Annotated in this window: 11 protein-coding genes; 7 read left to right on the top strand and 4 right to left on the bottom strand. The window is 60.9% G+C overall.

What is annotated here, in order from left to right; translation table 11 throughout:
* Window positions 1-140: 140 nt before the first annotated feature.
* Together lptG and lptF are read right to left on the bottom strand one after the other, a co-directional pair.
* The gene (gene lptG, locus CAF87_RS08370) at window positions 141-1,202 is read right to left on the bottom strand and encodes an LPS export ABC transporter permease LptG (protein ID WP_085729728.1); all 1,062 of its coding nucleotides are present in this window, start codon (window positions 1,200-1,202) and stop codon (window positions 141-143) included.
* A complete protein-coding gene (gene lptF, locus CAF87_RS08365; protein WP_085729727.1) occupies window positions 1,195-2,316 on the bottom strand; it encodes an LPS export ABC transporter permease LptF in 1,122 nt (373 codons plus the stop codon). The genes lptG and lptF overlap by 8 nt, the downstream gene beginning before the upstream one ends.
* A gap of 306 nt (window positions 2,317-2,622) precedes the next feature.
* On the opposite strand from lptF, the gene CAF87_RS08360 reads away from it, so the two are divergent.
* The 5 genes from CAF87_RS08360 to rlmF all read left to right on the top strand — a co-directional run bounded on the left by CAF87_RS08360 (window position 2,623) and on the right by rlmF (window position 9,143).
* Window positions 2,623-4,113 carry a leucyl aminopeptidase gene (locus tag CAF87_RS08360; RefSeq protein WP_085729726.1) on the top strand — a complete coding sequence of 497 codons (1,491 nt, stop codon included), beginning with the start codon at window positions 2,623-2,625 and terminating at the stop codon, window positions 4,111-4,113.
* 60 nt (window positions 4,114-4,173) lie between these two features.
* Entirely contained in the window at window positions 4,174-4,602 is a 429-nt protein-coding gene (locus CAF87_RS08355; RefSeq protein WP_085729725.1) for a DNA polymerase III subunit chi, read from the top strand.
* A gap of 8 nt (window positions 4,603-4,610) precedes the next feature.
* Entirely contained in the window at window positions 4,611-5,006 is a 396-nt protein-coding gene (locus tag CAF87_RS08350; protein ID WP_085729724.1) for a DNA polymerase III subunit chi, read from the top strand.
* A 134-nt stretch (window positions 5,007-5,140) separates the two neighbouring features.
* Window positions 5,141-7,987, top strand: a complete 2,847-nt coding sequence (locus tag CAF87_RS08345; RefSeq protein ID WP_085729723.1) for a valine--tRNA ligase — start codon at window positions 5,141-5,143, stop codon at window positions 7,985-7,987.
* 133 nt (window positions 7,988-8,120) lie between these two features.
* Window positions 8,121-9,143 (top strand): 23S rRNA (adenine(1618)-N(6))-methyltransferase RlmF, encoded by a 1,023-nt coding sequence (rlmF, locus tag CAF87_RS08340; RefSeq protein WP_085729722.1) that lies wholly within the window; start codon window positions 8,121-8,123, stop codon window positions 9,141-9,143.
* Between the two features lie 123 nt (window positions 9,144-9,266).
* Here rlmF and CAF87_RS08335 read toward each other — a convergent pair whose 3' ends face one another.
* Window positions 9,267-9,548 carry an HU family DNA-binding protein gene (locus CAF87_RS08335; RefSeq protein WP_003221909.1) on the bottom strand — a complete coding sequence of 94 codons (282 nt, stop codon included), beginning with the start codon at window positions 9,546-9,548 and terminating at the stop codon, window positions 9,267-9,269.
* A gap of 396 nt (window positions 9,549-9,944) precedes the next feature.
* Between CAF87_RS08335 and yejK the strand changes: the two genes are divergently transcribed.
* Both yejK and CAF87_RS08325 read left to right on the top strand, forming a co-directional pair.
* A complete protein-coding gene (gene yejK / locus CAF87_RS08330) occupies window positions 9,945-10,949 on the top strand; it encodes a nucleoid-associated protein YejK (RefSeq protein WP_007957356.1) in 1,005 nt (334 codons plus the stop codon).
* The gene (locus CAF87_RS08325) at window positions 10,949-11,299 is read left to right on the top strand and encodes a glutaredoxin family protein (RefSeq protein WP_085729721.1); all 351 of its coding nucleotides are present in this window, start codon (window positions 10,949-10,951) and stop codon (window positions 11,297-11,299) included. Before yejK ends, CAF87_RS08325 begins: the two co-directional genes overlap by 1 nt.
* Before the next feature lie 31 nt (window positions 11,300-11,330).
* Here CAF87_RS08325 and CAF87_RS08320 read toward each other — a convergent pair whose 3' ends face one another.
* Window positions 11,331-12,266, bottom strand: a complete 936-nt coding sequence (locus CAF87_RS08320; protein WP_085729720.1) for a glutathione S-transferase family protein — start codon at window positions 12,264-12,266, stop codon at window positions 11,331-11,333.
* Window positions 12,267-12,485: the final 219 nt, after the last annotated feature.

Below are 12,485 nucleotides of genomic sequence, written 5' to 3'. Positions count from 1 at the left end.
CCGCCGAAAAATAGCCGGGAATTGTACCTGATACACGGCGCAAGCGTCACGTTCGCCTGTCACCCGGATTGCATGCAAAAACGCCCCGATCTTGCGACCGGGGCGTTTTCAAGGCTGGAGCAAGGGTGAAACCTTGTTCATCAACCGGCTCGACGCAGCAACCAGACACCCGCCAGCGCACAGACGCCGGCCGGCACCAGCACCGCGAACAGCGGCGAGAAACCGAACACCAAACTGGATGGACCGAGCAGATCCTGGACGATGCGGAAGGTGAACCCCACCAGCACACCGGTGAACACCCGCTGACCGAGGGTCACCGAGCGCAGCGGGCCGAAAATGAAGGAAATCGCCATCAGCACCAGCGCAGCGGTCACCAGCGGCTGCAACACCTTGACCCAAAACGCCAGCCAGTAACGGCCATTGCTCAGCCCCTGATCCGCCAAGTAATGGATATAACCCCACAGGCCGCTGATCGACAGCGCTTCCGGCGCCATGACCACGGTATTCAACAGCTCCGGACTGATGGAAACATCCCAGTCTTCGGTCGGCGTGTTGACGACTTCGGTGCTGCGTTCGTGAAACAACGTGGTGGTGATATCGGTGAGCTGCCAGCGTTTGCCATCGAAATCGGCGCGCTTGGCGAAGCTGGAGCTCAACAGGTGACGCTCCTTGTCGAAGTGATAGCGGGTCACGCCATACAACAAACCATCGGGCTGAACGGCGTTGATATGGATGAACTCGTCGCCCTGACGGTGCCACATACCGTGTTTGGCGCTCTGCGCGTCGCCACTGCCTTGCGCCAGCGAACGGTTGGCCTGAGCGATGCTCTCGGTGGCCGGAGCAACGTATTCGCCAATCAGCACGCCAGCCAGCATCAGCACCAGCATTGGCTTCATGACGGCCCAGACGATGCGCCCGATGGACACACCCGCCGCACGCATCACGGTCAGCTCGCTGCTGCTCGCCAGGCTGCCGAGGCCGATCAGGCAACCGATCAGCGCCGCCATCGGCAACATGTCATAGAGCCGGCGCGGTGCGGTCAGCGCGACAAAGCTCAGTACGTCGACCAGCGTGTAGGTATCGCTGACATCGCCCATTTCGTCGATGAAGGCGAACAGCGTAGCCAGACCAAGGATGATCGCCAGCACGGCGATGATCGCCATGAACACGCTGCTGCCGATGTAGCGGTCGAGTTTAACCACGAGCCACCTCCAGCGCAGCGCTGCGACGGCTGGCCATTTTCAGGCGCAGCGGTTCCCAGTACAGCAGGCCGATACCGATGACCAGGAAGATCCCGTGTACCCACCACAGCCCCAGACTCGCCGGGATCTTGCCTTTTTCGAGGGCGCCGCGAGCGGCAATCAGGATGGTCAGGTAAGCCATATAAAGAAGAATCGCCGGCAGCAGCTTGAGGAAGCGCCCTTGGCGCGGATTGACCCGCGACAGCGGCACCGCCATCAGGGTCACGATAAATACCAGCAGCGGCAGCGACAGGCGCCATTGCAGTTCGGTCTTGGCGCGGATGTCATCGCTGGCCATCAAGGTCGACGTCGGCATGGCGTCACGGTCGGTGACTTCCTCGCTGACATCGGGCTTGGGCAACAGTACGCCATAGGTTTCGTAATGAATGGCACGGTAGTTGGCCAGACCCGGGCTGCCGTCGTAGCGGTAGCCATTGTGCAGGATCAGATAGCGATTGCCGTCAGGACGGATTTCCTGCCGTCCTTTTTCGGCCACCAGCACGGAAATCCCGCGATCCGCCTGATTGGCACCGAGGTTTTTCTGCGAGATGAACACGCTGCCCAGGTTGACCCGGTCGTCGCTCAGGTTTTCGGTGTAGGTCACCCGGGTGCCGTCGCGCAATGCCTGGAAGCGGCCGGGCTCAAGGGTGTCGAATTCGGTCAGGGCGTCCTGCTTGTTCAGCAGCAGCTGGAACTGATTGGCGCCTTGCGGGGCGAGGCTCAGGCTCAGCCAGGCAACCACCAGTGCAACCAGCGTGGCCGGGAACAGCGTCATGCGGAACAGGCGCTGCTGGCTCATGCCAGTGGCCGACAGCACGGTCATTTCGCTTTCGAGATACAACCGGCCGTACGCCAGCAGGATCCCGAGGAACAGGCCCAGCGGCAGGATCAACTGCATGAAGCCCGGCAGACGGTAGCCCATGATCAGGAACAGCGATCCCGGATCGAGCTGGCCCGCAGCGGCCTGGGCAAGGTATTTGATGAAGCGACCGCTCATGATGATGACCAGCAGCACGGCGCTTACCGCACTCAGGGTCAACAGGACTTCGCGGGACAGATAACGGAAGACGATCAAACCAGACTCCAGGGTTGTCAGGCTAAGGCGGCCAAACAAGCAAACGTATCGACAGGCCCGCAAGGCAGAGCCGTCGAAAAAAGATGCGGCATTATCCTGTGATTGAGGGCGCCTGTCACTGCGCACACTCACGCAAGCGTGCAATCCGTTGAAGATCGAACAACCGAGGGTTGTCAGGCGCGGTGAGCGAGGTTCAAACTGCCGCCTCTGTCGCAGGCACTGGCCTGCGCCTCTTCTCTCTATAAGCAGGCGACGGCGAACACCGTCGAACGCCTGCGTGTTGACCATTCATTCAGGGATCCGGACATGGAACTGGTTGTAAAAAGCGTTAGCCCAGAAACGTTGAAAACCGCCACCCTGGTGGTTGCCGTCGGCGAAGGCCGCAAACTCGGCGTCGCGGCCAGGCAGGTCGACGAACTGAGCGGCGGCGCCATCAGCGCCGTGCTCAAGCGTGGCGATCTGGCCGGCAAGGTCGGTCAGAGCCTGTTGCTGCACAGCCTGCCAAACCTGAAAGCCGAGCGCGTGCTGCTGGTCGGCGTGGGCAAGGATGAAGAACTGGGCGACCGCCCGTTCCGCAAGATCGTTGCCGGCATCCTCAACACCCTGAAGGGGCTGGGTGGCAGCGATGCCGTGCTGGCGCTGGATGAAATCATCGTCAAGGGCCGCGACAGCTACGGCAAGACCCGCCTGCTGGCCGAAACCCTGGTCGATGGCGAATACACCTTCGACCAGTTCAAGAGCCAGAAAGCCGAACCGCGCGCGCTGAAGAAAATCACCCTGCTGACCATCAAGGCCGCTCAGGCTGAAGTGCAACGCGCCGTGAACCACGCCAACGCGATCGCCAACGGCATGGCGTTCACCCGTAACCTGGGCAACCTGCCGCCGAACATCTGCCACCCGACGTTCCTCGGCGAACAGGCCAAGAACCTCGGCAAAGAGTTCAAGGATCTGAAAGTCGAAGTCCTCGACGAGAAGAAGATCAAATCCCTGGGCATGGGCTCGTTCTACGCCGTCGGCCAGGGCAGCGCCCAGCCGCCGCGCCTGATCGTCATGCAATACAACGGTGGCAAGAAGTCCGAAAAACCGTACGCGCTGGTCGGTAAAGGCATCACCTTCGACACCGGCGGCATCAGCCTGAAACCGGGCGCCGGCATGGACGAGATGAAGTACGACATGGGCGGCGCCGCCAGCGTGTTCGGTACCCTGCGTGCCGTGCTGGAACTGAAGCTGCCGATCAACCTGGTGTGCATCCTGGCCTGCGCCGAAAACATGCCGAGCGGCACCGCTTCGCGTCCGGGCGACATCGTGACCACCATGAGCGGCCAGACCGTGGAAATCCTCAACACCGACGCCGAAGGCCGTCTGGTACTGTGCGACGCCCTGACCTACTCCGAGCGCTTCAAGCCGCAAGCAGTGATCGACATCGCCACCCTGACCGGCGCCTGCGTCGTTGCTCTGGGCGCCCACACGTCGGGCCTGCTGGGCAACAACGACGAACTGATCGAGCAACTGCTGAGCGCCGGCAAGGCTGCCGACGACCGCGCCTGGCAACTGCCGCTGTTCGATGAGTACCAGGAGCAACTGGACAGCCCGTTCGCCGACATCGCCAACATTGGCGGGCCGAAGGCCGGCACCATTACTGCTGCGTGCTTCCTGTCGCGCTTCACCAAGAACCTGAACTGGGCGCACCTGGACATCGCGGGCACCGCATGGACCAGCGGCGGCAAGGACAAGGGCGCCACCGGCCGTCCGGTTCCCCTGCTGACCCAGTACCTGCTGGATCGCGCCAAAGCCTGAAACCGATGACTGCGAGCGGCGCCTCTTTCGAGGGGCGCTGCTTGCAGCTCAGGAACCGCAATGACCAAAGTCGACTTCTACATCCTGCCCAGTGCCGATCCTTCGGCGCGCCTGGATTTTGCCTGCAAGCTCACCGAAAAAGCCTGGCGCATGGGCCACCGCATTTACCTGCATTGCAGCGACGCCGCCCAGCGTGATGATCTCGATGCGCGACTGTGGGCATTCAAGGGCGAAACCTTCGTGCCTCATGGCCCGGCCGAGAGCGAACCGGAAGGTTTGATCGTGCTCGGATTGGGTAATGACTGCGGCCAGCATCAGGATTTGCTCGTCAACCTCGACCTGAAAGTCCCGGCCTTCGCCAACAAGTTCGCCCGATTGGCAGAAGTGGTGGTGGAAGATCCGGTGATCCGTGCGGCTGCGCGGGAGAGTTTCCGTTTCTACCGGGAACAGGGCTATCCTCTGCAAGACCACCGTTTACAGCGACTCTGAGTACGCCGATGGACACTCCAAAACCGCTGCAAAAACCCGCACACCTGCTGGATGACCTCGAGTCGATCCGCCAGTTGCTCGGCGATGACAACCTGCAACCGCCGCTTTTGACCGACACGGTCGATGATGGCGAACAGGAACAGATTCCGATGCTGTTCGACTCGGTCGCCACTGAGCCACCGGCCGTCGAACCGCCGCCAGCCCCCGTCGCGAAACCCGCCACCGCGCCCGCCGCACCTGTGGATAAAGGCCCCGACGCCCTATTGCACCTGGACAGCGAACTGCGCGCCGCCGCGCAATTGATCATGCAAGACGTGATCGACGACTTCGCCCCGCACATTGAAAATGAAATCAAACGTCGCCTCGAGGCGCGGATGGAACGGCTTCTGAGCCAGTACGAATAATCGACGGTGGGAGCCGTCGCACGGTCGCTCCCACTTTTAGATCTCCACCCGGCCCGCCCCGCTCGCCCTGCGCCCCATGCCCCGCTATACTTCCCGGCTTTTCCTGAATAAATGCCAATAGGGTCCCGCCGCGCATGGATAAGACCTACCAGCCGCACGCCATTGAAACTTCCTGGTACAACACCTGGGAGTCCGAGAACTACTTCGCCCCGCAAGGCGCGGGCGACTCCTACACCATCATGATCCCGCCGCCGAACGTCACCGGCAGCCTGCACATGGGTCACGGATTCAACAACGCGATCATGGACGCCCTGATCCGTTTCCGCCGCATGCAGGGTCGCAACACCCTGTGGCAGCCGGGCACCGACCATGCCGGTATCGCCACGCAGATGCTGGTGGAACGTCAACTCGAAGCCCAAGGCCAGAATCGCCACGATCTGGGCCGGGAAAAATTCCTCGAGAAAGTCTGGGAGTGGAAGGATCAGTCCGGCGGCAATATCAGCCGTCAGATCCGCCGCCTCGGCTCGTCCGTGGACTGGAGCCGCGAGCGCTTCACCATGGACGACGGCCTCTCTGAAGCCGTTAAGGAAGCGTTCGTGCGCCTGCACGAAGACGGTCTGATCTATCGCGGCAAGCGTCTGGTCAACTGGGACACCAAGTTGCACACGGCGATTTCCGACCTCGAAGTGGAAAACCACGACGAGAAAGGTTTCCTGTGGAACCTGAAGTACCCGCTGGCCGACGGCGCGAAAACCGCTGAAGGCAACGATTTCCTGATCGTCGCGACCACCCGTCCGGAAACCATGCTCGGCGACTCCGCCGTTGCGGTGAACCCGAACGACGAGCGCTACAAAGCCCTGATCGGCAAATTTGTCGAGCTGCCGCTGGTCGGCCGCCGCATCCCGATCATCGCCGACGATTACTGCGATCCTGAATTCGGCACCGGTTGCGTGAAAATCACCCCGGCCCACGATTTCAACGACTACGAAGTCGGCAAGCGCCACAACCTGCCGCTGCTGAACATCTTCGACAAGAACGCCAACGTGCTGCCTGCGGCTCAGGTGTTCAACCTCGACGGCACGCTGAACGACAGCATCGACGGCAAGATTCCGGCCGAGTACGCCGGTCTCGAGCGTTTCGAAGCGCGCAAGCAGATCGTGGCCGCGTTCGACGCCGCCGGCCTGCTGGTCAGCGTCGACGACCACAACCTGAAAGTGCCGAAAGGCGACCGCTCCGGCACCGTCATCGAGCCGTGGCTGACCGACCAGTGGTACGTGTCCACCAAACCGCTGGCCGTGCCTGCGATTGCCGCCGTTGAAGACGGTCGCATCCAGTTCGTGCCGAAGCAGTACGAAAACATGTACTTCTCGTGGATGCGCGACATCCAGGACTGGTGCATCAGCCGTCAGCTGTGGTGGGGCCACCGGATTCCGGCCTGGTACGACGAGTCGGGCAAGGTCTACGTTGGTCGCGACGAAGCCGAAGTGCGCGCCAAGCACAACCTCGGCCCGGACGTTGCGCTGCAACAGGACAATGACGTGCTCGACACCTGGTTCAGTTCGGGCCTGTGGACCTTCTCTACCCTGGGCTGGCCGGAAAAGACCGAGTTCCTGAAGAAATTCCACTCCACCGACGTACTGGTCACCGGTTTCGACATCATTTTCTTCTGGGTCGCCCGGATGATCATGCTGACGATGCACCTGATCAAGAACGAGGACGGCACGCCGCAGGTTCCGTTCAAGACCGTTTACGTACACGGTCTGGTGCGTGATGGCCAGGGCCAGAAGATGTCCAAGTCCAAGGGCAACGTCCTGGACCCGCTGGACATCATCGACGGTATCGAGCTCGAAACCCTGGTGCAGAAACGCACTTCCGGTCTGATGCAACCGAAACTGGCGAAGAAGATCGAGAAGCAGACCCGCGAAGAGTTCGCCGACGGCATCGCCAGCTACGGCACCGACGCCCTGCGCTTCACCTTCTGCTCGCTGGCGTCCACCGGTCGTGACATCAAGTTCGACATGGGCCGCGTCGAAGGCTATCGCAACTTCTGCAACAAGATCTGGAACGCTGCGCGCTATGTTCTGGACAAGGGCGAAGACTGCGGCCAGAACGGCGAAGCCTATGAGCTGTCGCTGGCGGACCGCTGGATCATCTCGCAGTTGCAACGCACCGAAGCCGAAGTGACCCGTCAACTGGATCAGTTCCGTTTCGACCTGGCGGCGCAAGCGCTGTACGAGTTCATCTGGAACCAGTACTGCGACTGGTACCTGGAACTGTCCAAGCCTGTGCTGTGGGACGAAAACGCGCCGGTCGAGCGTCAGCGCGGTACCCGCCGCACGCTGGTTCGCGTACTGGAAGTGGCGCTGCGTCTGGCGCATCCGTTCATGCCATTCATCACTGAAGAAATCTGGCAGCGCATCGCGCCGCTGGCCGGCATTCAGGGCAAGACGATCATGCTGCAACCCTGGCCGGTGGCCAACGAAGAGCGCATCGATCCGGCGGCCGAAGACGACATCGAGTGGCTCAAGGGCCTGATGCTCGGCACACGCAACATCCGTGGCGAAATGAACATCGGCCCGGGCAAACCGCTGCCGATCTATTTGAAAAACGTCACCGCCGAAGATCAACGCCGCCTGACCGAAAACGAAGCGCTGCTGAAGAAGCTGGCGCGTCTGGAATCGATCACCGTGCTGGCGGCCGGCGAAGAAGCGCCGCTGTCTGCCACCGCGCTGGTTGGCGAGATGGAAGTGCTGGTGCCGATGGCCGGCCTGATCGACAAGAACGCCGAGCTGGCGCGTCTGGACAAGGAAATCCTGCGTCTGCAGGGCGAAGTCCAGCGGGTTGGCGGCAAGCTGTCCAACGCCGGTTTCGTTGACAAGGCTCCGGCCGAAGTCATCGAGAAGGAACGCGCCAAACTGGCCGAAGCCGAACAGGCTCTGGCCAAGCTGGCCGAGCAGCACGCGCGGATTGCCAGCCTGTAACGGCAAATCGCACTGAAAAAGGGAGGCCCGCAACGGCCTCCCTTTTTTGTGCCCGGCACTTTTCCGGCCAACAACGCAGCGCCCTGTGGGACAATAGCCGCCACTTTCAGCCCTACCCGAATCGACCACGCCCATGAACGCCCCACGTACACCGAAACCTGCGCGCAAGAAGCCTGACTCCGCCACCCCGGCCAAACCCGTGGAACCGCGTAAAGAAGCCAGCCTGCACCCGCGCAATCGCCATCAGGGTCGTTACGACTTCCCGGCGCTGATCAAGACCACGCCGGAACTGGCGAAGTTCGTGATCACCAACCCGTACGGCAAGGAAAGCATCGACTTCGCCAGTCCCGATGCGGTGCGTGTGTTCAACCGGGCGTTGCTCAAGTCGTTCTACGGCATCCAGCATTGGGACATCCCGGCCGATTATCTGTGCCCGCCGGTGCCGGGCCGCGCCGACTACATCCACTTCCTGGCTGACCTGCTGGCCAGCAACAACGATGGCGTGGTTCCGCGCGGCGCCATCGTCAATGTGCTGGATATCGGCATGGGCGCCAACTGCGTGTATCCGCTGATCGGTAACAGCGAATACCGCTGGCACTTCCTCGGCTCGGAGATCGATCCGACCGCCGTGGCCGCCGCCAGGGCCATCGTCCAGTCCAACAACCTGAACAAGGTCATCCAGCTGCGCCAGCAGGAAAACCGCAAGCACATCCTGATCGGCCTGCTGGAGCCCGGTGAGCGCTTTGATCTGACCATGTGTAACCCGCCGTTCCACGCGTCGATGGAGGAAGCCACCAAGGGCAGCGAGCGTAAATGGCGCGCCTTGGGCAAGGCTGATCCGAAGCGCAAGCTGCCGGTGCTGAACTTCGGCGGCCAGTCGGCCGAGCTGTGGTGTGAAGGTGGCGAGGCGCGTTTCGTGACGCAACTGATCGCCGAAAGTGCGAACCTTGCACACAAGGTGTTGTGGTTCAGCACCTTGGTCTCGAAAGCCTCGAACCTGCCTGCCATCGAAACCGCGCTGAAAAAGGCCGGCGCGCTGGAAAGCCAGGTGGTGGAAATGTCCCAGGGGCAGAAGCAGAGCCGCTTCGTCGCCTGGACCTTCCAGACCAAGTCCGAGCAGCAGATCTGGCGGCGTGAACGCTGGGTTCGCAAGTAATACGTTTCACCTGAGGCGGCGCTTGATCGCAAGCAGCCGCCACTACTGCTGAAACACAATCGGCAGGCACAAAAAAACCGTGTCCGGATCACTCCGGCGCACGGTTTTTTTTATCGCTGCGTCTTACTTGTTCACAGCGTCGGTCAGGCCTTTGGCCACAACCAGCTTGATCACTTTCTTGGCAGGGATTTCGATGGCAGCGCCAGTCGATGGGTTACGGCCAGTGCGGGCAGGACGCTCGGTCACTTTCAGCTTGCCGATACCTGGCAAGGTGATTTCGCCGCCATTTTCCAGCTGATCAGCAACGATTTGGCCCAGTTGGTCCAGAGCGTTACGCGCGGTGGTTTTCGGCGCGTCGATAGCTTCAGCGATGTCGGCGATCAGTTGGTCTTTAGTAAGAGCCATGTAGTGTTCCTTCCCTATCAAATTCATATGGATTGCAGAGTGCAGTGTCAGCCATCGAGCCCGATCTTCTGGATCTGGCACCCTCGGCGATAACCACGACGAGTCGGGGTTATAGATGCCGAAATCAGGGTTTGGTTCGACCTGACAAATGCTGAATGCACGCTTAACGCAGTGACTACGCGTAAGACCGGGCAAAACTAGCACAGAGACAAGGAAATATCCGCCTCTAGCTAGCCAAATGGTCAGGTTTATTGCGCTAAATCGGTAAATAAATGCATACGCGCCGCCCCATGACCCCGAATTGCCCTTCAACCCGCGCCAAAACCAGTGGTTGCGGTACACTGAGCGCTTTTTCGGGGGAGCCCGCCCTCCTCCCTTTCACTTGCCGAGAAGCCCATGCCGATCCGTCATTGCATCGTCCACCTGATCGACAAAAAACCCGATGGCACGCCCGCAGTCCTGCACGCCCGTGACTCTGAACTGGCCGAGTCCGCCGCCATCGAAAACATGCTCGCCGACCTCAACGAAAGCTATAACGCCAAACAGGGCAAAGCCTGGGGCTTGTTCCATCCGGAGTCCGGTGCATTCCCGTTCAGCGGCTGGCTGAAGGAATACATGGAGGGCGGCAAGGACTTCACCGCGTTCAGCAAAGTCGCGGTCGAGCACCTGCAAAAGCTGATGGAAGAGTCGAACCTGTCGGTGGGCGGCCACGTGCTGTTCGCCCACTACCAGCAAGGCATGACCGATTACCTGGCCATCGCGCTGCTGCACCACAGCGAAGGCGTGGCGGTGACCGATCAACTGGACGTGACCCCGTCGCGCCACCTCGACCTCGGCCAATTGCACCTGGCAGCGCGGATCAACGTCTCCGAGTGGCAGAACAACAAGCAGTCCAAGCAGTACATCTCGTTCATCAAGGGCAAGAACGGCAAGAAAGTCTCGGAATACTTCCGTGACTTCATCGGTTGCCAGGAAGGCGTCGACGGTCCGGGCGAGACCCGCACGCTGCTCAAGGCCTTCAGCGACTTCGTCGAGAGCGAAGACCTGCCGGAAGATTCCGCCCGCGAGAAAACCAAGACCCTGGTCGACTACGCCAGCAGCCAGGCCAAGCTCGGCGAACCGATGGGCCTGGAAGAACTGTCGGAGCTGATCGACGAAGAACGTCCGAAAGCGTTCTACGATCACATCCGTAACAAGGATTACGGCCTGTCGCCGGAGATCCCGGCAGACAAGCGCACGCTCAACCAGTTCCGTCGTTTCACCGGCCGCGCCGAAGGCCTGTCGATCAGCTTCGAGGCGCACTTGCTGGGCTCGAAGATCGAATACGACGAAGAGGCCGGCACCCTGGTCATCAAAGGTTTGCCCACCTCGCTCACCGACCAGTTGAAGCGCCGTAACTGATGCTCGGCAATGTGCTGAAGAAGGTTGCGCTGGTGTTGCTGGTGGTCGTGGTCTACCAGAACTGGGGCAAGATCGAACGGGTGTTCAACCCATCGCAGATGGCGTCCGAGCAGGTCCGCGCCAACGCCAAAGTGGTGCTGTACACCACCGACTGGTGCGGCTACTGCAAGCAGACCAAGCGTTTTCTCGATCAGAAAGGCATTCCGTTCAAGGAATTCGACATTGAGAAGGACGCCGAGGCGCGCAAGGCGTACGAAGCGCTGGGCGGACGCGGAATCCCGCTGATCGACGTCAATGGCACGTTGATTCGCGGGTTTGATCCGGACGACATTCTCGCCGCACTGAAATGAACGAGGGAGCCAATCGGCTCCCTCGTTTGTTTCAGCGTTTCTCGATTCGGAAACCGAACCGCGGGAAGTGCACATGCACCACGCCACCGCGTTCGTCTTCACGGCGCAGGATCAGCTCTTCACGACCGGCAAATACCAGCTCCCCGGCAACCGGATCAACACCGTAGTCAGTGGCCGCGATCACAACCTGCTGGCCCGCTTCGAATCCGTTCGGGTCGACAAAATGCTCATCAGGCAACGCCGCCGGCGTCGAATCGCGCGCAATCTCCAGCGCCTCTTCGGAGCTCATCGCACTGGCTGCACCATGACCGAAGCCCAGCACCCGCCCGAGCCACGCGGACACCGCCGGATAGTCATCCACCAACGGTGCGGTTACATGAGTTGCCTTGAGGAACCACAGCGGATGCGCCATGGCAAAGTCGGCTATCGACGGCTCACCGAGCAGGAAGTCCCCGTCTTCACGCTGCAGCTGCTGTTCCAGGCGCGCCATGATGGTTGGCCATTGATGTTTGGCCTGTTCGGCTGGCAACTTGGTCGCGCTGCCACCGCTGAACAGTCCGGCACGATCGGCGAGGAACGCCTTGATGGCTTCCGGCGGCAACTTGCCGAAACGCACTGCCACCGATTCCGGCTGAAACACCAGGCTCACTGCGTGCTGGAACACCACAGAATCGGCCCAGGCGGCGAAACTGGCGGCGATCATTTCCTGACCTTCCGGGAAGAACGAAGGCTGGGCCTTTTCCTGCTCGAGGCGGCGGGCGACAAGCGCAGTGTCGCAATAGATGTCGGCGCCGATCTGCAGCACCGGGGTCTTGCGGTAGCCACCGGTCAGGGCGGTCAGATCCGGTTTCGGCATTACCGGCGAGATGTGCACCGAACGCCAGGACAAGCCCTTGAACCCCAACAACAACCGGGCCTTTTCGGCAAAGGGAGAGGTCGGGTAATGATGCAGAATCAACTCGGACATGCTCGGCTCCGCCGCACAGGAAGTGAACCGGCAGCTTAGCGCGCAATTCGTTCGCAGCCTACGGATCCGGCTGATGAGAACTCATCAGTCAGGTTGATAAGGCACCTGAGAGTGCTCGAAAAAACCGCCTCCGCCGAAACCGAGACGGTTTTCCCACTGCAATGGTCTTACATCAGGTCATCGAAGTGATCTCGCAGGAACTCGTAAAAGCGAAACGCT

The organism is Pseudomonas sp. R38(2017) (assembly GCF_002112395.1).
Taxonomy (GTDB): domain Bacteria; phylum Pseudomonadota; class Gammaproteobacteria; order Pseudomonadales; family Pseudomonadaceae; genus Aquipseudomonas.
This window is presented reverse-complemented; position numbering and strand designations above follow the sequence as displayed.

Excerpts from the sequence above, each read along its gene's own strand:
- CAF87_RS08350 (WP_085729724.1), top strand. The coding sequence starts at position 4,611 with ATGGACACTCCAAAACCGCTGCAAAAACCCGCACACCTGCTGGATGAC.
- CAF87_RS08320 (WP_085729720.1), bottom strand. The coding sequence starts at position 12,266 with ATGTCCGAGTTGATTCTGCATCATTACCCGACCTCTCCCTTTGCCGAA.
- yejK (WP_007957356.1), top strand. The coding sequence starts at position 9,945 with ATGCCGATCCGTCATTGCATCGTCCACCTGATCGACAAAAAACCCGAT.
- CAF87_RS08325 (WP_085729721.1), top strand. The coding sequence starts at position 10,949 with ATGCTCGGCAATGTGCTGAAGAAGGTTGCGCTGGTGTTGCTGGTGGTC.
- CAF87_RS08360 (WP_085729726.1), top strand. The coding sequence starts at position 2,623 with ATGGAACTGGTTGTAAAAAGCGTTAGCCCAGAAACGTTGAAAACCGCC.
- CAF87_RS08345 (WP_085729723.1), top strand. The coding sequence starts at position 5,141 with ATGGATAAGACCTACCAGCCGCACGCCATTGAAACTTCCTGGTACAAC.
- rlmF (WP_085729722.1), top strand. The coding sequence starts at position 8,121 with ATGAACGCCCCACGTACACCGAAACCTGCGCGCAAGAAGCCTGACTCC.
- CAF87_RS08355 (WP_085729725.1), top strand. The coding sequence starts at position 4,174 with ATGACCAAAGTCGACTTCTACATCCTGCCCAGTGCCGATCCTTCGGCG.
- CAF87_RS08335 (WP_003221909.1), bottom strand. The coding sequence starts at position 9,548 with ATGGCTCTTACTAAAGACCAACTGATCGCCGACATCGCTGAAGCTATC.